Origin of the sequence: Gluconobacter albidus (assembly GCF_002005485.1) — a bacterium.
Taxonomy (GTDB): Bacteria; Pseudomonadota; Alphaproteobacteria; order Acetobacterales; family Acetobacteraceae; genus Gluconobacter; species Gluconobacter albidus.
Genome location: NZ_CP014689.1, coordinates 1,307,482 through 1,328,662 on the forward strand (window position 1 = coordinate 1,307,482; position 21,181 = coordinate 1,328,662).

A 21,181-nucleotide genomic window follows, 5' to 3' on the forward strand; every position below is an offset into this window, starting at 1 on the left:
GCTCGTCCCCGTTGCCGCTGAACTCGTCCATGCCACCTTGAACGGTGAGAGATCCCGGCCACGCGAGTATGAATTCTGCACGTCTATATAAGACGTAAGATCTCCGCCGCTTCAGGGAGCGGGAGATAATGGCAGAAGGCTTTCAAAACGATGCCTAGGGCGCCAAATTTCATCGTATCAAAAGAATCCTTCAGGGTGTCATTGATAGATGAAGTTTGTTGGCTGTAGCCCTACAGGTCCATATTGACCGGCACCGTGCAGTCTGTTGTCGCCGCTAGGCCAAAGCGTGCCGTAGTCAGAAGATAACGAAAATAGAGCAGTCAGTACAAAGGGAAAGCAAACCGTGCTGGACAAGAAAGTCGTCTAGGGCGCACTATTCCATTTTTCCCGGAGGCACATGTGTCCTATCGCTCTAATAACGACGAAGACGGCATCAATTCAGAAATCCGTCAGACGATTTCTGAGTTGCGGAGTGATGTCGAACAGCTAAATATAACTGTTGATAAGTCAGAGGTCTCTGTTGACATCAAGCACATGGTCTCGGCACTGGCCGATAAGATCGACGGTTTGGCGTCTTTAGCGTGATGGGTTTGGCCCGACCAGTATAGTCCGAAACGGATTGACTGGCCGACACCAAGAGTAAAAGTTCTCACGCGTGCAAGTGCGGGAATGGCATCGTGAGACGATAATGCAGTTCCTCAGAGAAATTTTGTGATCAATAATTTTCCGGCTGTGATTGTAGAAAGGGAAGACAAAGTTCAGCCATCAATTTTTTTTATTCAAGGCCGATGAGAGCCTCATTTGTCAGCTCTGTCTGGTAAATGACGACAGCCTGCCGAGCTGACACATCCTTAATTCCGTCCGGGGCAATAGTGGCTAGCAGGAGCATCTAGGTCACGTTGACACAAGATCTGATCCGGACATTTGCTGCGACGAGGTTGAGGAAGCTCATGAATGACAAGGCGGTCTTGTCGTAGCATGTCGCGATGCGGCGCATCTGCGGGAGGTGGTTGCGGTCACTGTAACGCCGACAGTCTGTTTTCTGGGGAACGCTGCGGCCTGTTCTTGAGGAAATAACCGCAGGATCCCATGGATCAGCAGATCCTGGCGGAAAAAGCCAAGAGGACGTCCGTGAGTGTCGCATGGGGCGTGGATTTTGCTTGTAAAGCCGCCTCGTGACCGACCAGAAGCTTCCGCATGAGTCCTCCTTTGCGCGAGTGGCCTGTGAACGGGCACGAACTACGGTGTGCTGTCGAGTATATGGTGCCAGTTATCGGTCTGTCCCAGATCTGTAAGCGTTTGCAGCAGAATCCCAGGCAGCCTGTTCAACCCAACGCACGAACGAACCAGACGTAGACCGAATTTCATTTGCCATAGCGCTCATGCATGTCAAACCAGAGGCATCCCGTGCACAGGAGATTAAGCGCAGCATGCCATTGAGAAACAGGCAGTTGTCTCTGACCGGTCGATCTCAACGTCCGCGCTCAGGCGGCAGAAGCGGAACAATCATCGCCCATTTCCGATCCGTCAGGTCGTGTAGACCTTTTGTCAACGCGACCTAATGCATGGCATACCAATGATTTCCAGCATTCGGGAGTAATACTCTTCAAGTCATGGAAAGCAACGTATGACTGATCACCGGCAAGGCTGTAGCATGCTCGGTTGTGAAGCCCTGTTCGTCCAAAAACTGAGGAAGTTCGTGGATGCCTGTGCGTATCAATGCTGCCTGTCACTGCCGCAGCAAAGGATATTCCTTGGCTGCAATCTATGCACTGCCTTGCGACACAGGAAGCTAAAACCGCGGACAAAATGCTGATAGAGAAATGATCTCAGAAAATTCGATGTGCCAATGCTCTACGGCAAAAAAATAACAACTGAATATGAATGATTAAATTATCATAAGATAAAGTATAATAAACAAATATCATAGAATTATTATAATAATTTTTCAGTCAGGAATCGTTACTTTTATACCGCTTGCCGACATCCAAAGGAAAAGGAATACATTCCCGCGAAGCACTTCTCGAGAATCTCGTTATTTTCCAGATAACATGACAATCACAAAAAGCATTTCTCGCCTTGGGAATCAGGGTGAACTAGAAACCGTCACTACGAACTAATATTCATCCATCACACAAACGTGGCGCGCCATGGCATGCGAACAGGTCCAAACTTGCAGCCTAGTGATATGGCAGGTGGCAACAGATGTATATCGGAATCGATCTGGGTACGTCGGGGGTAAAAGTAGTCCTCACAGACAAAGCGCAGCGTGTGCTGGCCTCGGAGACGGTGAAGCTGGAAGTTTCCCGCCCGCATGAGGGGTGGAGCGAGCAAAATCCCGAAGATTGGCTCGCGGCCACACTCGACGCCATCGACGCACTGGCAAAGGCCTATCCGTCAGAAGTGTCGCAGGTGACGGGCATCGGCTTGTCGGGACAGCAGCACGGCGCTGTTCTACTCGATGAGAAGGACGTTGTGCTTCGTCCCTGCTTACTATGGAACGACACGCGGGCTGAAGCCGAGTGTGCAGTATTCGAGAGTCGCTTCCCCGAAAGCCGCGCGGTGACGGGCAATATTGCCATGCCGGGCTTCACGGCGCCGAAGCTGATCTGGGTGGCGGCGCATGAAAAGGACGTTTTTGCGAAGACGCATCGTGTACTTCTGCCCAAGGCGTGGCTGCGCTTTGTCATGACGGGCGAAGCGATTGAAGACATGTCGGACGCCTCAGGCACGTTGTGGCTTGACGTCGGACGGCGCCGGTGGTCGGAGGAAGCGCTGTCGGCGACGGGGCTGTCGCTGTCCCACATGCCGGAGTTACGAGAAGGAAGCGAAGCTGCCGGGGTCCTCAAGCCTGATCTGATGCGACGTTGGGGGATGCAGAAGGCACCGGTTTTCGCAGGCGGTGCCGGAGACAATGCCGCGGGAGCGGTCGGGCTGGGCGCGACGAAGCCGGGCGACGCGTTTCTCTCTCTTGGAACCTCTGGCGTGGTATGGGTGACGACGGATTCATATCGCGGGGGCGCTCAGGCCGCAATTCACACGTTTTGTCATGCTATACCGAGAGTGTGGCATCAGATGGGGGTAACGCTATCGGCAGCGGCGTGCCTGGCATGGTGGTCACGAGTGACGGGGATGACAGAAGCGTCTCTTTTGGCCGAGTTGCCCGACGCGCCCGACGCGCCCGACGCTCCCTCTCCCGTCCTGTTCGCGCCCTATCTTTCCGGCGAACGCACACCGCACAATGACGGTGCAGTGCGCGGCGGGTTTGCACTCCTTTCACAGGACACGACGCGCGCGCAGATGACACAGGCAGTCCTCGAGGGTGTAGCATTTTCGTTTCGAGATGCTCTGGAGGGGTTACGGAAATCTGGGTCTGAAATAGCCGAGGCATCCGTGATTGGCGGCGGATCGCGTAGTACTTTATGGGTAGCGATACTCGCCTCTGTGCTGGGAATTCCCCTACATCGTTTGGCGAACGGCGAGACGGGAGGAGCGTTCGGCGCGGCGCGGCTGGCGCGGCTGGCGGTAACGGGCGAGGATGTGGATGCAGTGTGCCTGTCCCCCGAGCGCATAGGGACGGTTGTCCCTGATACGTCGCTGCGTCGTGCTTACGAGATAGCCTATGCGGGATATCGAGCGCTGTATCCCAGCCTGAACATGGTGAAGGCGGTGGTCTTGGAAAGCCAGAAGTGATCAAATAAATTATGATCAAAAAATTTATATTATTACAAATGGAAAAGAATAATATGAATTTCTATAAGATGGAGGTTTTGCAAACCCCTCTGGTTTTGGGCCTCTCGCTGTGATTCCATTTCTTCCGTGTTGATTGGGGATGGGAGATGAAGCGGTCTGGTTTCTTTGATGTTGAAGAGCGGCTTGCGCGATTGAGTTGACTTGGCGATCAGCTCGCAGCGTTTTCCCAGACTGTGGATTTTGAAGTATTCCGTCCGGATCTGAACATGGCTCAGGCGTATTCAGACGGGAGCAAAGGCGGGCGCCCTCCGTTTGATCCGGCGCTGATGTTCAAGATCCTGGTGATCCAGACGTTGAACAATTTGTCTGATGAGCGGACGGAATGTCTGATCAATGACCGCCTGTCTTTTATGCGTTTCCTTGGTCCGGGGCTTTCGGATCGGGAGCCGGATGCCAAAACGGTCTGGCTGTTCCGCGAACGTCTGACACAGGTGGGGGTCATTGAAATTCCGTTCAATCGCTTTGACGCTATTTTGAGGAAGGCCGGTGATCTTGCCGATGTCAGGCCAGATCCTGGATGTTACGCTGGTCGCGGCTCCGAAGCAGCGCAATACGAACGCGGAGAAAGCGGATCTTCGGGAGGGACGGATCCCGCAGGACTGGAAGGACAAGCTGTCAAAGCTGTCTCATAAAGATCGTCATGCGCGCTGGACGCTGAAACTTACCAAAGCAAAGCGGCAGGAGGATGGAACCATCCGTCCAGCGATCTCGCCATCCCGTTCTTTGGCTACAAATTCCACGTCTCCATCGACGGAAATTTCGACTGATTCGCAAATGGAAGACGACGCATGATGGCGCCAGACTGCGCGAAGGCCTGCTGGATAGAGCCAATACAGCCTCAACGGTCTGGTCGGATACGGCCTACCGCTCAACGGCCAATGAGGACTTCATGGAAAAGCATGGCTTTGTCTCGAAGGTCCACAGGAAAAAACCGCATCTCAAGCCGATGCCCCGGCATATCCAGAGATCCAACGCCGGAAAATCCGTTATCCGGTCGCGTGTCAAGCATGTTTTTGCCGATCAGAAATCGCAAACAGGACTGTTCGTCCGAACTGTAGGCATAACGCGGGCCACCATGAGGGTCGGGCTGGCCAACATCCTCTACAATATGCGCCGCTTCCTCTTCCTGGAACGGATCAGCGCTGCAGCGTGGCAATCCAGCAGATGATAGCTCCCAATCCGCTCAAAACTCAGATCAGAAACCATCAATAAGTGCCTCAAAACTCAGAAATCACAGGCCAGGCACATCCATCAACAGTTCTTCCATCCCCCCAGATTTAATTAGTCAGTTTTTCTATTCTTTATGGGAATAATTTCTAAATTTACTTTCCAATGAGTAGTGACGACTATAAAAAACAAAATAATCCGCTTATCAGGACCTGCAATCATCAGGGGCGGCCATAAAACAACCTTTCCAGATATCCTATCGAAAAGGACCTGAATCGCCTGACGCTTTGAGATATCAACCCTAAAGCCGCCTGCCGCGATGATATAGTTCGTCCTGAATACCCATGTGATACCGTCAATTCAAGGACGTCATTTTCGACAACGATTTTTTGAATTGGGCAGTTAAGATAAAAAAATATTCAAATGTTGCGAAACATTCGGAATGCTGGGGGGGGGGCAGAAGCTTTTAAGCCGAAGCGTGGCGTCAAGAAAACGCCCTTCAAACGTCATTTCCACTCGTCCATCAGGTGACAAACTTCTGAACAACACCTTGGCTTCCGATTTCAGTGAACTATACCGCCCCGGGATTGGTAAAGAGCAGTGTAAAACTGTCGCTCGGCCTCGGTTGGGGTTATATTGTCGATCAGTTCGAGGATACGATCCAGTCCAGCCATTCGTTGAGCGTATGCGCCGAAGAGCCGATCTGTTCAGAAACTATCGCGGCCTATCGTGATGGATGCTCTCTCATGTTCCGGGAGCAGTCGAACTGCCCTGGCAGGAATTTTAAGGGAAAACTTCTTCGCTGAATTGTTTATCAGACCTGCTTCTCAGGAGAAATAGTCTCCACCAATCCCGGTGCGGTTCAGTCAGTACCGCACATCCTATTATATTATTTTGGTACCAAAAAAAAGCGCGATCATCGTCCAGTAGAGTTCAAGAGAGGGGCGCGTTGTTTTTTTCTGAACCTTCTGTTTCTTTGGAAGAGCTGTAATCCAATCCACATTAGAGTACAGCATGTAGCCTGAAACCAAAAGCGCTGATGGATTTTTTGTTTTTTTGCAGATTAGGTCGAATAATTAGCTGATAATCGGGCTGGATGGAAATTCCGTCCCAGACATGAATACTGTAAGAGACCTCTAGCATTGTCAGGTGGCTCTGCGGAGATGTTGCATTTCCAGGAAATGGTTGATGAGCGGCATATCTTATTTTTTGGGTCGCAACGAGACTAGGGCTGGCTGTAGCACGGGTCATGATAATACCAAGCATGTCCTTAGGCCTTGAATTAAGGAATCCTCGATTCACGGCGCCAACATAATATTGGTAGAGATAGGGGGCCGTTTCTGGATCGTTACGGATAAGTCCTGCCATGATATAGAAACCATGAAGCGGACCATCGCCATTGCGGACGATCATCTGATCGCCTTCCAGCCAGACTTGCGTTTTTCCGTTTCTCTGTTGAGCCTTTTTCCCGGTTATTGCTAGGGCGTTTCCATTGATGTCTAGGAAGTTATCCGAATAATTGGCCGTGTCGTAAGCAACGCCAAATTTGTAATGACCTACAAGATTATGCTTTCCGAAAGATGGGATGAGACCGAGTTCTGCCGCAATATAAATACCCGTATAGCGATTAGTGCTGAAGTTGTATCCGGCCCGGTCATAAGCGTTACTTGCGAGATCGGGGTTCGTTCCATAAACGCCGGCCTGAAAATAGATGCCATGTAGCGGCCATACCCGGACACGGGTAGCGTATGTAGAGCCCGGATAAGTACCAAAACCCGGATCCCCTCGGGTAAGAGATTTGGGATTTCCACAAATTGATTTATTCATGAACGTGCAGAAAAGAGGAGACGTCGAAAAGTCTATATTGACTGGCATTTTCCCGACAGCGATCTGCAAGCGATCGTGCCATAAATCCTGCGTGCCATAGAGAAAGACTAGTTTGACGCCGACGTTTCCACCGCCGCCGTATATTTCCTGAAAACCGTTGAGGGATCGGTCACCAAAATCGGCCGCCAGATTATGGCCCGCCCGGTTGATGACAACTGTATGTGTTTTGAACCCCGTCCAACCAAGCAGTTTTTCCCAGTCCAGATCCAGTTCTGCTCCGATCTGATGAGCATACCCCGCACTGCCTCCGTGTCCTCCATTCAGGGCCATGGCGCTCTCGCTTGTGTAATCAATCACAATGCCAACACCGTACCTGTTCCACTTTTTCTGGAGCGCCTCCCATCTTGATACGACATGTTCAACAGGGGGCGTAAAAGGTGTGTTTTCGTAGGACGTGGGGGTATCAAGAGAAAAAGACGGCGCATTCTGCGAGATAGGGCCTCGGTACTGGGCGAATGCATATTGGGAAGGTGTTAGAAAAAAAAGGAGAATCATCCAGAAGACACGGCCTCTGATGCCGAAGTACTGGCACATCATCTTCACCATAAAAGGAAGGAGAAGAGGAATATTCTCTTCTCCTGAACGATATTTTAGGAAATGTGAGGGTATTCATTGCACAGGAAGTAACGACGTTCCTCGTCTTCCTCTATTTCTGGAAAACGGGCAGATGGCTCAAGGAAGAAATTGTCTTCATGGTCATCGCAAAGAGAAGAAACCTCACCGCTGGCAGTAAGGCCGGTTCCGTCTTCTCCCCAGAACTGGTGGATGGTTCGGGGGGGAATACAGACACTTTGGCCCGGTTCCACCCGGATGATGTCTCCTGGGTTGAGTTGACGTGCAATGCCGTCGACATGGATAGGAAAACTTTCCTGTGCAGGCTTGTTGTCTGCGCCAGCTTTTGTGAGCTGCACCAGAATGACGCCACCCGCTCGATTGATGATGTCTTCCATCTTTGTCCGATGAAAATGTGCTGGAGATCGCTGTCCTTCTGGGTCGAGAATAAGTTTCTCGGCATAGCTTTTTGTATAACCCGGACGACGAAGCGACCCATTTCTAAGGGTAAACAAAGTACGTCCGATCCGTGTAAAATCGCCTTGTCCGAAGTCCGTTACGTCCCAGCCAAGCATGCAGTCCCGGATTTCGTTCGTTTCCTGGCCTTTCGTCGTCCAGTCTTTTGCAGACCAGTAGGCAAACTCAGGAAGGCTGATGCCATATTTGCGAAAGGTATCAATTGCCAGATCGATGCTGGAATTAATCTGTGAGCGTTTGAGCAGCATGGTTTTTTCCTTGTAAGGAAGATGAAATGATGAGGTTTAGGAGGGGGAAATACCCGGATGTGCTCCAGAAAACTCTGGTGAACCCTGATTTTTCGGGGTGGGATGGCTTTTGAAAAATGCCATCAGAATGGCCGCTGCCAGAATGAACGCAGACATGAAGGCGAAGCTGAGGCTGACGCTATGGGTTCGTGCCTGGATATAACCAATGATCCAGGAGCCGAGAAAACCGCCCAGAGCCCCCGCGCTGTTAATGACGCCCATCGCAATTCCTGCAGCTTCACGGGGCAGAATATCTGGAGCAATGGCAAAAAATGGTCCCAAGGGGGCCTGCATTGTCGCACATCCAAACACCATGCAGAAATAGGCTAGCGTGAAACTATATTCGGCCAGCCAGTAGCTGCCAAAGAAGCAAAGTGCTGAAACGGCAAGAAGCGGCCAAACAATGTTCTTGCGGATCTGATAACGGTCTGAAACGTACGAGACGATAATCATCAAAACTACTGATGCAGCATAGGGACCGGCTGCGAGCAGCCCTGTACTTCCCATACTCGAGCCGCCGCTGTGGATGATATCGGGCAACCACATGATGAAACCGTAAGCTGTCACGCTCCATAAAAGAAGTTGAGCGCTCAAGTTGAGAACACGTCTATCGGTAAGGACTGACCATGTGCTTGCGTGACGATCTGGAATCTCCAGTTGCTCTTTTGCGAGTTGCTGTTCGAGAGCCTCCCGTTCTTCTACCTTCAGCCATTTGGCCTGCGCCGGATGATCCGACATTGTTGCGATCCAGACAAAAGCCCAGATGACAGAGGGCAAGCCTTCAATGATGAAGACATTTCGCCAGCCGTATTGTGAAATCAGATATCCAGTAATGGCTGACATCCACAACACCGTAACTGGATTGCCAAGGATGAGGTAGGTGTTAGCCCTTGAACGTTCGTTTCGGGTGAACCATTCGGTCAGCAGAATCAGCATGGCTGGAATAATCAGGCTTTCCATGCTGCCAAGCAGAAACCGGTCCAGCGCCAGCAGCCAGAAGTTGTTGATCAAGCCGGTTAATGAGGCCAGCACACCCCAACCGAGAATACAGAAAAAGATCATTCTCGTCGGGCTATGCCGACGCGCATAGGCGGCGGCAGGAATCTGAAACGAGAAATATCCCAAGAAGAAGAGCGATGCGAGCCAGGCCGCGCGGTTAGGCGAAATCTGCAAGGCTTCATTGAGGCCTGCTGCTGCTCCAAAGCCGTAATTTGTTCGATCAAGGTAAGCAAGACTGTAAGTCACGAACACGATCGGCATGATGCGCAACCAACGCCCGGATGCACGTGTCCTGGAAAGAGCAATGGACATGAGAAAACCTCGTCATACTTTTCTTTCCGGCTCGACTGAGCGGGTGATCACGAAGTTCTTTCTTGTCCGAGGGCAAACTTCCAATTCTATTTCGCGATGAAGCTGATCATAGGGCGTGATCAGGAACTCATACCGTGGAACTCAAACACCTTCGTTCGTTCTCTACACTTGGTGAAACGCTGCATTTTGGGCGTGCCGCCGCCAGGCTGAATATCGTCCAGCCTGCTTTAAGTGGTCACATCAAGCATCTGGAAGAAGAAATTGGCGTTCAACTCGTAGATCGATCACGGAATCACGTTTTTATTACTCTTGCCGGGCAGAATTTTTTATTGGAGGCTAGACGGGTCCTTTCAATTCTTGATGACGCACGGAAATCGACCAGACACATTTCGGCCGGAACTGTGGGAAGTATCCGTCTTGGCTTCGTATCATCTATCATTCCTATGTTTGGTGGAAAACTGTTCCAACATTTTGCAGAGCGGTACCCCTTTATCCAGTTTGATCTGATGGAAATGAATTCCGTACGTCAGGTTGAGGCGATTGCGGAGCATCGACTGGATATTGGTTTTGTGCGTTTGCCTCTACAGCATCCTGATGTCGATATTCGTCCCATTGGGAAAGAACCATTTTTTGCTGTTTTGCCCTCTCATCATCCTTTGGCGACGCATGCCTCTTTGCGGGCGTCTGACCTGAGCGCAGAGACACTTTTGATGCTCGAACGGGAAAATGCACCGGGTTTTCATGATGCACTGCTGAGCTGTTTTTACCAGAATGGTCTTGTACCACTGAGGATTAGGTATTTCCGAGAGTTTACGACGGCTATTCACCTAGCGTCTCTGGCGGGACTGGGTGTTGCAGTTGTCCCAGCCCACGCCACCTATGCTGCACCGTCTGGCATCGTCCGGATTCCATTGGACTTGGGAGATATATTCTCGGCAATTGGCATGGCAAGTCATGAGAAACAGAGCCCGTTAGCTCGAAATGTCTGTCTTCTCATTGAGCGGTTTGTGTTTGAGGTCATGTCCTGAGATCAAGCAGGGAAAGAATACCCAGCACATAATATCGTAATAATTATTGTTAATATCATACATGATACGTTTTTATATAATCATTGTGTGGGTCCAATCGCAGACATTGACATGGCGCGGTCGAAGAGCAGTTGTTTGTTGATTGATGGTTCCTTAGCCTGATTTCCGCATTCCGTCTGTCGCAGAGCGTTGGGCATTGGTTCTGGGTTGCTACGCGGTCGGGCTGATCCTCTCGATGAACGGAAAGCGGCGCATAATAATGTTAAGCGCTGTATCTCACCTCATGAAGGACTCTGGCCAAGGCCGTTCATGAACAGTCTGGAAACACCTAGAACCCAATAGTCGATGCATCAGATGATTCATCGACGGAACGGGTTGGACAAACTTCCCTTGGCCACTGCAAATTCTACGAGGACGGTTGGGGAGTGCCACAGGATATGCGTCGTACACGCGCTTATTGCCTAAAGTCTTCTCGGTGTAGCAACTTTTGTGGTTACTTTAATTTTGCGGATTTTCCTATAATGGTATGTGATCTAAAAAAAACCAAACGCCTTTTTCTGAACTGTATATTTTTGGTATATTCAGATCAAAAATTGAAAACTGGTGATTTATTTTATAATAGTATATATCATCATTTACTTTGATTTTTCCGCTCACCATCATTTTAATATAAATGTTGAACAATCATTTGAAATGAATTTAATCAACGATCGTCGTCCTCTATGCGCCGTCGCAGCCATGGGGGTAGCGAGGCACCTCCTTACGGAAAAAGGGCGCGGCTCTTTCATGGCGATTTGACGGATTGGGAATGGGCGATACTTGGTTCGCTTTTGTCGCCTGAGCGCGAACGTTGAGTTCGACTAGCCAGATATAACCGCCCGTTTCTCAATGGCATGCTACATTTAGTGTGCATGGAATACCGCTTAGCGGGACATACATGAGCGCTATGGCAAGTGGAACTCGGTTTATGTCGGGTTTTGCCGGATGGGCTGAACAGTGTGTCTGGGATCCTCTGCTGCAAACGCTGACAGATCTGGGGCTAATTGATAACTTGTTGCATTGAGCGACAGCGCCGTGGTTCGTGCCCATTCACAGGCTACGGGCGCAGAAGGGGGCTCATTCGGAGGCTTGTGATCGACCACGTAGCGGCTTTACGATCGAAATCCATGCTTAATGTTACAGTCAGGGACGCCCTGATGGGGGCCATGACTGTAACAGCTTCCGCCTGGATCTGATGATCCGTGGGATCCTGCCGGTTATTCCCTCCCGAAAAGGCCGAAGCCTTCCACAGAAAACAGGCTGGAGGAGTTACGGAGACTGCAACCGTATCGAGCGGATGTTCAACCACCTCAAGCAGATGCGCCGCATCGTAACCCGTTAAGACCAAAACACTTCATCTTTCGTTGGATCAAATCTTTTGTCAACGTGATCTAAGTCAATTGAGCATGATGAACGTGTGATCTCGCTTTTGCAGGCAGTCAGGAAGCTGTGCCTTTATAACAAGGCTTAAGATCGAAAGGGCTTTAGTGACTCTTCATTTTTTAACGCTGGAGTTCCAAATCGAGGCTCATTTTTTTCTGTGCCTGGGCGAGTCGCAATCATTGTGTTTTCCTCCTGGTCACCCGGCACTGCCAATCAGCTTTGCGTCGTGCAAGTTGATCATGGTGATCCAGCATTTCGTGCCCATGACTGCATCCCCATTGATATTGTCAGCCATGTGCAGAGCGTTGAGGGTGGTCAGCTTGATCCCCTTCCTTCGACATCCGCACCGGCGTCATAGAATTATCTTCTACCCAGATTGGAATGAATGCCGTTTTGGATCGTCTTCCGCGTCGAAAATTGGCGGATCGTCTCGCCGATTCCGGCAGAGGATTTTAGCGCTAATGGCATGCGTGAATCTTAGAACAGAAAGAGGGGACGGTACAAAGAGATGACCGCTATGCGCTCACATTCATGCCTGAAGAATACATCGCATTAAGAATCCTTTTCTCTCTCAAAAAATGCGTCCTGAGCCCAAGAGAAAAAGAAGCACATTTCCTATCAGGTGCGGTGCCTGTAAAAGTACGTTTCGTTTCGAACATATTGTTCAGAGATTGCCGATCTGAAAGTTTATGACCTTATCATTGTCTTCTGATATTTTACCCGCACCACGCCGAACGCAGGCCGATCGTAGTGCGGTGACGCGGAGCAAGGTCGTGCATGCGACCGTGATGCTGTTGCAGACGCAGGGCTACACCGCGACGACCATCCAGCGCATTGCCAAGACAGCAGGGGTCAGTCTGGGAGCGTTGCAGCACCAGTTCCCGACCAAGGCGCAGGTCATGGCGATGGTGCTGCGGCATTATGCCGTCAAGCGTGCGCGGCTTTACCGGCGGGCACTGAGCATGAAAGGTAGCCCCGAGGACCGGGTGGATGCCATGCTGGACACGATGTGGCGGCTGGTAACGGACGGACCGGAATTTCTGGCGACCGTGGAAATCGAACTGGCGCGGCGGAGCGATCCGGATCTGGAGGCGGCGACAGCGCCGGTTCTGAAGAGGATCGACCAGTTCATGACCCGTTGGCTTTCCGGGCGCAGGATGGCCCCACCGGACCCGTATTTCGTCGAGTTGCGACTGCTGAATTCGGCACTTCTGCGGGGGTTGGCGGTCGAGCGCGCGCGGGGCGTGCCGCTGGAGGATCTGGAGCGCTCTTTTGAAACATGGCGGCGCTTCTCGCGGGCGGAACTTCTCAGGATTGCGGATCGGCCCGCCTGATAAGGGTGCAACCTGCGGCGGCAAAGGCGAGGCAACCGGATCATTGCTATTTTAGAATAATTTTCTTGACGCCTATAAAACAAGTAGGTTGTATTGCTTTTATATTGGATTCACGAACGGTCTGCCTCCGGAGCGGGAAAGGCCTGTTCCGGACAGATAAAGGTCAAACATGACGATGCCCCCTCTGACTGCCGCACAGGTTTCCGCGCCCGAGATTGCCGAACGTCACCGCAGGGTTCGTGAGAAAATGGAGAAGGCCGGTCTGAGCGCCTATATCTCCTTTGATCCGAGCAATGTCTATTATCTGACGAATTTTGCGAATTTCGTGCATGAGCGGCCGTTTGTGCTCGTGCTGACGATGACCGAGACGTTCTTTGTCGTGCCGGTGCTTGAGGTGCCGCATGTGCTGCGTCACAAGGTCGGGGACTTCAAACTTCTGAGCTATGCGGAGTTCCCGGCGCTGGTGGGGTCGCGCTGGTCTGACCGGTTTGCCGATGCGCTGCCAAAGCAGGGAACGATCGGGATCGAGGGGGCCTGCCCGGCGTATCTGCAGACGCAGATTTCCAATCCGGTGAAGGTGCTGGACATCATTGACGAGGTTCGGGAAATCAAGTCGGCGCATGAGATTTCGCGGATCGCCTGGACCAGCGATGTGATGACGAAAGCGTTGCAGATGATGCTGGGCAAGGTGAAGCCCAGTGTGATGGTGGCGCACACCATTGGCGATGTGACGCCATATTTTTATCAGCGCTGTCTGACGGAATCCCCGCACTACAACGTCATGTCCACCCATGCGGCCGGGTTGATTCAGCCGCCGGCCTATACGGACGATCCGCATAATTTTTCGTGCCTGACCGCGACCTGTGAGCCGGGTGGTCCTTTCCTTGGGTTGATTGCCGGCAAGATCAACGGTTACGGCGCGGAAATCGAGCGTACGTTTTTTCTGGAGACTATTCCCGAAGAAGCGAAGCGGCCTTTCGATACGATGATGGAGATGCGTTACAAGGCATATGACATGCTCAAACCGGGCGCGATCGGTTCGGAGATTGATGCGGCATGTCAGGCGATTGCGCATGGAGCCGGGTATGAGACACCGCTGCACCGGACGGGACACAGCTTTGGCGTGACCAGCCATGAGGCGCCGTTCCTGGCGCTGGGCGAGGACAATGTCATCCAGCCGGGCATGATCTTCAGCATTGAGCCGGGGATCTACATCAAGGGCAAGGGCGGATACCGCCATTCCGACACGGTTCTGGTGACGGAGATCGGATATGAGATCCTCACGAAATATCCCGACAGGAAAGAAGATCTGATCGTCGGGTAAAGCCCTTCCCAAGACGAGGAAATCCGTAACCGCAGTTCTTCCGGACCGTGCCTCTCGCCGTGACTGTTCCGGGGTGAGAGGGCACGGAGAAGAAACTGCCTCTCTTTACTGCATGTCGTTCCGGGATAAAAACTTATGTCCATTGCAGATCGGCTGGAGCGTCTTCCGTTCTCCGCTTTTCACTACCAGCTCCTGTTCCTCGGGGGGGCGGGATACTGTTTCGATGGGCTTGATGGCGCCATTCTGGCGTTTGTGATGCCTGCCTTGCAGCATCTGTGGGGACTGTCGATGACCCAGCTTGGGCTGCTGGGAAGTGGGGCATTTTTCGGATATTTCATCGGAGCGCTTGGGGCGGGTCTGGTGGCGGATCGCTGGGGGCGGCGTTCGGTCATGATGTGGGCGCTTGCGTGTTACTGCATCGGCTCTTTCGTTTCGGCGCTGTGTGTGAGCTGGCATGGTTTTGTGTTGGCGCGCGTGGTGGCCGGAATTGGCACGGGCGCTGAGTCCGCGATTATTGCGCCGTATCTGTCAGAATTCGTGCCGCGACGGTATCGCGGGGTTTTTACAGGCGCGCTGGCGGGGTTCTTCTCGTTCGGGTTCGTGGGGGCGTCGCTGCTGGGTTACGCGCTGGTTCCGGGGTCGGAAAATGGCTGGCGCTGGGCGATCGGTCTGACGGCGTGTCCCGTGGTCATGCTGCTGTGGTGGCGTCGGGCGCTGCCGGAATCGCCGCGCTGGCTGGTGGGTTCGGGGCAGGGTGAGGCCGCTCATGCCGTTCTGTGCAAAATCGAAAAGAGCATGGGTGTGGCATCTCCCGCTTATGAAGCCGAGGCTGTTTCCGTCGCGTCCGTGCCGATGCGGGGGCAGTTCCTGCGGCTCTGGGGTGCGGGGCTGCGGCGGGTCACGGCGATGAGCTGGCTTCTGTGGCTGTCCGTCACCTTCAGCTATTACGCGTTCTTCTCCTGGTTGCCGACGCTTCTGATTGCGCGGGGATTTACCATCACGCACAGTTTCGGGTTTTCGATCGCCATCTGTGTGGCGCAGATTCCGGGTTATTTCAGCGCGGGTCTCTGTAACGAATATTTCGGCCGTAAGGCGACTATCGTGACGTATCTGGCGGCTGCCGTACTCAGTGCAGCCGGCATGGCGGGTGTGTCGTCATCCGGGGGAATTCTGGCGGCGGGGATGCTGCTGTCGTTCTTCATGAATGGCACGTTTGCCGGGGTTTATGCCTACACGCCCGAAATTTTTCCGACGGTTCTGCGAGCGACGGGCATGGGAAGTTCCTCGGCTATCGGGCGCACCGGAGCCATTGCGGCGCCGCTTCTGATCGGGGCGCTTTATCCGAAAGCCGGGTTTGCGGGAGTGTTTGGAATGACGGCGCTGATCCTTCTGGTCGGCGCGCTGTGCATTCTGATCCTGGGGCCGTCGACCGTGAACCGTTCCCTGGAAGAGATCGAACGCGCGTCCTGAGTTTTGCCGGCCCCTCCGGGCTTTGAGGCCCGGTTCCGGTCGTGAAATCCGTCATCTGTTTTGCATGGTTGCCACATCTTCTGAAAACCGGAGCTGCTCCGGGGAGGCCTTAAATGTTCCGATTCAACAATATTCTCCTGTGCACAACGGCGTTGTTCGTGACATTCCCTGCCGTTGCAGCGACACAGTCCGGCAAGGCGGTGCATGGGGCGAAGAACCATTCTGCGGTTGTGCGTCCGGTGGCATCCCACGATGGGGCTGCGCCTGCGGCCGTACGGGTTCGGCATGTGGCGCCGTCTTCCGATCCTGAATCGATCAGGGTTTACCGGACGAAAAACGCGCTGGGGCCAATGGCGACGCAGCGTCAGGGCATTTCTGTCACACATATCGATGCGACGGAACTGTCACGGCATCAGGTCACGGATGTGAAGGGGCTGATGAACCTTGCGCCCAATCTGACGGTTCAGCCGCAGGGCTCGAGTTCAGCGGTGAACTTTACGCTGCGTGGGGTGGGGCTGAATGATTTTACCGCGAACAACACGCCATCGGTCATGACCTATGTGGACGGCGTGGCGCTGCCGATCGGGTATATGGCAGGTGCGGCGATGTTCGATATGGCCGGGGTGGATGTGAACACCGGGCCGTCGGGCTTTACGCATGGCCAGACGGTTACGGCAGGCGAGATCAACATCAGGACTGCCGATCCAACGAAGGCGTTCCATTACGGGGCGTCGGAAGACATTGCGTCCTATGCCCGGAGCATTACGAACCTGTATGTGTCGGGGCCGCTGTCGTCGAACGTGCAGTACCGGATTGCTGGCTTTACGCAGCAGGGCGGGGGGTTTCAGAAGAACATCAATACCGGGCAGTCTCTGGGCAATGCCAACAAGGGCGGCCTTCGGGCCAAGGTGGCCTGGCAGCCGGATGACAAGACCAATATCGTGTTCAGCGGCAACTGGATGCAGGATGATTCCCAGGCGATGGGGGCCTACAACATCCAGGATCTGGCGCGGAACACGCCGGCCTATCAGAACAACCGCAACACGGGATGGGGCTTTACGCCGGAATTCCTGAAACTGACGGGAAATTCTGCCGGAACGAAGCCGTCTTATAACAACACGTTCTGGGGGGCGGGCATCAATTTCACGCGGAATCTGGGCTTTGCGGATCTGACCACAATCAGTGCGTTCCAGCAGATGTATGTGCACAATCTGATGGATCTGGATGGCACGCATTATGCGATTTATGACGATGACGTCAGCACGGATGCGAACATGTTCTCGCAGGAAGTGAAGCTCGCATCACGCAATCCGCATGACCGGCTGCAGTGGAATGTCGGCATATATTATGACCGCACGCAGATGCATTCGGTGATTTTCAACGATTATACCGGCTCCGGGACGCGGCCTTATATCCAGCGGACGAGCTATAATCAGGACCAGCAGGCGTTCAGCCAGTATGGGCATCTGCGTCTGACGGTCACGAAGCGGCTGCATCTGCTGGCGGGGATCACGCATGAATCCGATGACCGCGACCTCTATAATATGCAGACGATGCGCTATAATACGCCCATCTATCCGACGCCCTACAACAACCATTACAGCCGTCGCGGGGCGCTGACGAACCAGTTTTCCGGGATGGGTGGGATCGAGTATCAGGCGCTGGATAATCTGATGTTCTATGGCTCCATCCGCAAAGGCTTCAAGCCGGGAGGCTTTACGGCGAACAATACCGTTGTGGCGTCCCAGCTTACGCCGACCAAGCCGGAATCCCTGCTGGCCTATGAGGTGGGTTTCAAGTCCGACTACTGGAACCACAAGCTGCGCCTGAACGGTGGGGCGTTCTGGTATGAGTATCATGGCCAGCAGGTTGCCGGTCTGGCGGTCGTGCCGAATTATGGTGTGGTCGGGCAGTACGTCAACATTCCCAAGAGCCGGATCTGGGGTGTGGAAATGGGAATTGATGCCAACCCCATTCCCGGCCTGCTGCTGCATCAGCACTTCGGGTATGAGCGCGGAAATTACCAGGATTACAGTGCGATCGACACGACAGCGGTGGCCGCAACTTACATCAAGACCGGAAAGCTGATGGCGCTGTACCGGAGTTATGCCGGGGTTGATATGGGGATTCCGAAGCTGACGCTTGAGGGATCGGCTTCCTATAAGGCAAAGCTTGGGACGCAGTGGGCTCTTACGCCGTATATTGATTACAGCTATCGCGGATCGCAGCTCGATACTCCGGGGAACAACCTGTACCGGATGCCGGCGTATTTCCTGATGGATGTGGGTCTGACGTTTGCGCCCAAAAGCGGGAAATGGTCGGTTTCGGCTTATGCCAACAATGTTCTGGATCGTCGTTATGACGTGACACGCCAAACGGGACTGAACGGAATTTTCGGAATTCCGGGAACGCCACGGATGGTGGGCGGGCGGTTCCGGGTGGATCTGTAAGGCAGCTCCACATTAGGCTCAGGACTTATTCTTTGAGAGAGAAAATGAAGCTTGCCGCGATGGGGATTGCAGGCAGCAGCACGTCGGTAGTCCTTCAGTTTTGCGAACATGTTTTCGATCAGATAGCGCTTTTTATACAGGCTCCAGTCGCAAGATGCAGGCGAACAAGCCGACCTTGGCTATCACACACGCATGGGGTTTTTGAATTCAGGCCGCCTTTTGTCCTTCCGATAAGGCGTGGAAAAGCTCCTTTTTGAGCACAAACGCCACGTCCGGGGCGCCTTGAGATTGTATTGCATCGATCATCAGGGCTCTCTGAACGGCCTGATCCGTTCCATCTGGCTCTCAGATAGTAAAAACAGGTCATTCACAGGCTCACCCTCATCGCTAAGCCTGTGAGTCACCACACTCAACTCAGTTCAATTAATTAAAAAACATTAATTTTAGAGGAACTAAGACAGAAAAACTGCCCATAAAGAGCGGCTCTCTCGCTGAATGTAGAGGTAAAAATCTTAGCTTTGGCTGGAGGACGAGGCGGAGTGAGGGTGCCCGGATCCATAAACTACCTCGCACGTTTCGGGACACACATAAGAATAAGGCAGGATACGATCTATTCGGAGGGTTGAGAATATCGTTTGCATATGCATTTATCTGTACAGATATACCCGTCGTCGCCAGAGCAATAAAAACATCAGGAATGGAGTATATTTATTCGTAATTTCATAAAAATTATACTATAATGCGAATATTTATGATCATATGATAATTAATAATCAATTGTTTTCAAGAAATAATTTCTGGAGTTGAATGATCTTTCTTTTGCGACGCTCGTGCACTTTCAGGGCCGCCTTAGAGAACTTGATTCCCTGTTTAGATCACAGCTTCTTACCCCGGCATGCTTCAGAGCAATACCGCACCTGATTCCAGTCTTTCGCCCACTTCTTGCGCCAGGTAAAGGGTCGACCGCAGACGGGGCAGACCTTCGAGGGGAGATCCTGCTTGGCGGGCTTAGGAGTGGTCTTGCCGTTGCCGCGCGCCATTACGCCTCGTAAAGCTCCAACGGGAGATCGTCCGGATCTGAGAAGAATGTAAACAGACGCCCAGTATATGGATCCGTGCGAATAGGCTCACATTCGATGCCATGCCGGGCCAAGCGCTGCACCGTTGCTCTGATATCTTTCACGCAAAACGCCAGATGCCGCAAACCGCATGCTTCTGGCCTCGAAGTTCGAGCAGGTGCATTCAAAAAAGAGAATAACTCGATCTGAGAATTTCCAACGCGAAGGTCGCATTTCCACGAGTTACGCTCGGCACGAAAATTTTCAGCGATAACAACGAAACCCAGCACATCGACATAAAAGTGCATGGAGCGCTGATAATCGGACGCTATTATGGCGACGTGATGAACGCCTGTAATGTCGTCTGCGGCCTGCTCCATGTAGCTTTCTTTCCTGAACTCTAGTTCCAATGATGATAGTATCCAGCAGCGGCGGAGAATTACAAGCTGATCCCGGAAATGGACTTGTGACGGTTTTGTGCCGGTATGTTATCCTGTTAGGCGGCTTTAGCCTCGAAAGCGAGTGGGCTGATGCTGCCGAGATATGAATGGCGCCGTCGCGGGTTGTAGAAGCCGTTGACGTACTGGAAGATGGCGGCAGTTGCCTGCTGCCGTGTGGGCCATGTCTGTCGCCAGAGCATTTCGGCCTTCAGGCTCTTGAAGAAGGTCTCTACGGCTGCATTGTCGAAGCAGTTTCCCCTGCCGGACATGGATGGCATCATCCTGTATTCCGTCAGTTTCTTGTGGAAATCGTGTGAGCAATATTGACTTCCACGATCAGAGTGGAAAATACAGCCAGGCGATGGATCGCGCAGTCGCACAGCCATATCGAGCGCTTTGATTGCAAGGTCCTTCTTCATCCGGTCGCTCACGGCCCAGCCAATGACGCGTCGGCTGAACAGATCGATGACGACAGCCAGGTAAAGCCACCCCTCGTTTGTCCAGATGTAGCTAATATCGCCTGCCCATTTCCGGTTGGGAGCGTTGGCCACGAAATCGCCGTTTAGAACATTGGCTGCAACACCAAGGGAATGACGGCTGTCGGTTGTGACTTTGTGACGACGGGTGCGCACTGGACGGATCCCATTGAGTTTCATCAGACGCCCTACACGACGTTCGCCGATATCGAGCCCGGCCTCCTTGAGTTCCTTTGTCATCCGAGGGCGACCATAGGTGGAGTTACTCAGGACAAAATGCTCCCGGATATGCGCCAGGGCCTTCAAGTCGATGCGTTGGCGCAGGCACACCGGCCTTACCTTCCACGCCCGATAGCCACGCGTTGAGACCTGCAAAACCTGGCACAATCTTTCGATGGACCAGTCATGGCGGTGCTCACGGATAAAGGTGAACCTCACGTCTTTTGGCTCGCGAAGAACTGCGTAGCTTTTTTAGGATCTCCCTCTCCTCCCGAAGAACGCGGTTTTCCAGGCGAAGACGCTCGTTCTCCCGAGCCAGATCCGTCTGCAGTTCAGGCACTGGCAGTTCGACCGTCCGATACTGCGAAATCCAGTGTCCCAATGTCGATTTGCCAATCCCCAGATCCGCCGCCACGCGGGTCCGTGACAAACCGCTGTTCAAGGCAATCCTTACCGCCTCACGGCGAAATTCTTCTGTGTGCGTTACAGCCATGGTTCCGTGCCTCTCTTGATGCGAGCATAAAAT

General features: G+C 52.8%; 13 protein-coding genes and 1 pseudogene. 8 read left to right on the plus strand and 6 right to left on the minus strand.

The annotated features are described in order from the left end of the window. The first annotated feature begins 399 nt into the window (after positions 1-399). The 3 genes and pseudogenes from A0U94_RS05815 (at position 400) to A0U94_RS05835 (ending at position 4,921) form a co-directional block, all read left to right on the plus strand. Positions 400-585 carry a YaeH family protein gene (locus tag A0U94_RS05815; protein ID WP_077802762.1) on the plus strand — a complete coding sequence of 62 codons (186 nt, stop codon included), beginning with the start codon at positions 400-402 and terminating at the stop codon, positions 583-585. Positions 586-2,205: 1,620 nt separating this feature from the next. Continuing rightward, complete coding sequence (xylB, locus tag A0U94_RS05830; RefSeq protein ID WP_077802763.1) at positions 2,206-3,693, plus strand: xylulokinase; 1,488 nt, start codon at positions 2,206-2,208, stop codon at positions 3,691-3,693. A 146-nt stretch (positions 3,694-3,839) separates the two neighbouring features. Then, positions 3,840-4,921 (plus strand): annotated as a pseudogene (locus tag A0U94_RS05835) (IS5 family transposase). Positions 4,922-5,922: 1,001 nt separating this feature from the next. On the opposite strand, the gene A0U94_RS05840 reads toward A0U94_RS05835, so the two are convergent. The 3 genes from A0U94_RS05840 to A0U94_RS05850 form a co-directional block, all read right to left on the minus strand. Further along, complete coding sequence (locus tag A0U94_RS05840) at positions 5,923-7,302, minus strand: carbohydrate porin (protein WP_077803873.1); 1,380 nt, start codon at positions 7,300-7,302, stop codon at positions 5,923-5,925. Between the two features lie 95 nt (positions 7,303-7,397). After that, positions 7,398-8,084, minus strand: coding sequence for a D-lyxose/D-mannose family sugar isomerase (locus A0U94_RS05845; RefSeq protein WP_077802764.1), 687 nt, complete (start codon positions 8,082-8,084; stop codon positions 7,398-7,400). A gap of 36 nt (positions 8,085-8,120) precedes the next feature. Continuing rightward, the gene (locus A0U94_RS05850; protein WP_077802765.1) at positions 8,121-9,434 is read right to left on the minus strand and encodes an MFS transporter; all 1,314 of its coding nucleotides are present in this window, start codon (positions 9,432-9,434) and stop codon (positions 8,121-8,123) included. Positions 9,435-9,568: 134 nt separating this feature from the next. On the opposite strand from A0U94_RS05850, the gene A0U94_RS05855 reads away from it, so the two are divergent. From A0U94_RS05855 to A0U94_RS05880, 5 genes are all read left to right on the plus strand, one after another. Next, a complete protein-coding gene (locus tag A0U94_RS05855) occupies positions 9,569-10,462 on the plus strand; it encodes a LysR family transcriptional regulator (RefSeq protein ID WP_077802766.1) in 894 nt (297 codons plus the stop codon). A gap of 2,123 nt (positions 10,463-12,585) precedes the next feature. Beyond that, entirely contained in the window at positions 12,586-13,218 is a 633-nt protein-coding gene (locus tag A0U94_RS05865; RefSeq protein ID WP_244178092.1) for a TetR/AcrR family transcriptional regulator, read from the plus strand. Between the two features lie 169 nt (positions 13,219-13,387). Next, a complete protein-coding gene (locus A0U94_RS05870) occupies positions 13,388-14,542 on the plus strand; it encodes a M24 family metallopeptidase (protein ID WP_077802768.1) in 1,155 nt (384 codons plus the stop codon). Positions 14,543-14,677: 135 nt separating this feature from the next. Then, on the plus strand, positions 14,678-16,012 hold the full coding sequence (locus tag A0U94_RS05875) for an MFS transporter (protein ID WP_077802769.1): 1,335 nt from the start codon (positions 14,678-14,680) through the stop codon (positions 16,010-16,012). 113 nt (positions 16,013-16,125) lie between these two features. Continuing rightward, positions 16,126-18,462 carry a TonB-dependent receptor gene (locus A0U94_RS05880; protein WP_077802770.1) on the plus strand — a complete coding sequence of 779 codons (2,337 nt, stop codon included), beginning with the start codon at positions 16,126-16,128 and terminating at the stop codon, positions 18,460-18,462. Between the two features lie 875 nt (positions 18,463-19,337). Here A0U94_RS05880 and A0U94_RS05885 read toward each other — a convergent pair. From A0U94_RS05885 to A0U94_RS05895, 3 genes are all read right to left on the minus strand, one after another. Further along, a complete protein-coding gene (locus A0U94_RS05885; RefSeq protein ID WP_077802771.1) occupies positions 19,338-19,502 on the minus strand; it encodes a DUF2256 domain-containing protein in 165 nt (54 codons plus the stop codon). Further along, the gene (gene gloA2 / locus A0U94_RS05890; protein ID WP_077802772.1) at positions 19,502-19,900 is read right to left on the minus strand and encodes an SMU1112c/YaeR family gloxylase I-like metalloprotein; all 399 of its coding nucleotides are present in this window, start codon (positions 19,898-19,900) and stop codon (positions 19,502-19,504) included. Before gloA2 ends, A0U94_RS05885 begins: the two co-directional genes overlap by 1 nt. 116 nt (positions 19,901-20,016) lie before the next feature. Then, positions 20,017-21,148 (minus strand): IS3 family transposase gene (locus tag A0U94_RS05895; RefSeq protein WP_149026621.1). Its coding sequence is split into 2 segments (ribosomal slippage): positions 20,017-20,902 and positions 20,901-21,148, totalling 1,134 coding nucleotides; the frame shifts between segments, so codons are not numbered across the junction. Positions 21,149-21,181 lie beyond the last annotated feature (33 nt).

Excerpts from the sequence above, each read along its gene's own strand:
- xylB (WP_077802763.1), top strand. The coding sequence starts at position 2,206 with ATGTATATCGGAATCGATCTGGGTACGTCGGGGGTAAAAGTAGTCCTC.
- A0U94_RS05840 (WP_077803873.1), bottom strand. The coding sequence starts at position 7,302 with ATGATTCTCCTTTTTTTTCTAACACCTTCCCAATATGCATTCGCCCAG.
- A0U94_RS05845 (WP_077802764.1), bottom strand. The coding sequence starts at position 8,084 with ATGCTGCTCAAACGCTCACAGATTAATTCCAGCATCGATCTGGCAATT.
- A0U94_RS05850 (WP_077802765.1), bottom strand. The coding sequence starts at position 9,434 with ATGTCCATTGCTCTTTCCAGGACACGTGCATCCGGGCGTTGGTTGCGC.
- A0U94_RS05870 (WP_077802768.1), top strand. The coding sequence starts at position 13,388 with ATGACGATGCCCCCTCTGACTGCCGCACAGGTTTCCGCGCCCGAGATT.
- A0U94_RS05875 (WP_077802769.1), top strand. The coding sequence starts at position 14,678 with ATGTCCATTGCAGATCGGCTGGAGCGTCTTCCGTTCTCCGCTTTTCAC.
- A0U94_RS05880 (WP_077802770.1), top strand. The coding sequence starts at position 16,126 with ATGTTCCGATTCAACAATATTCTCCTGTGCACAACGGCGTTGTTCGTG.
- A0U94_RS05885 (WP_077802771.1), bottom strand. The coding sequence starts at position 19,502 with ATGGCGCGCGGCAACGGCAAGACCACTCCTAAGCCCGCCAAGCAGGAT.
- gloA2 (WP_077802772.1), bottom strand. The coding sequence starts at position 19,900 with ATGGAGCAGGCCGCAGACGACATTACAGGCGTTCATCACGTCGCCATA.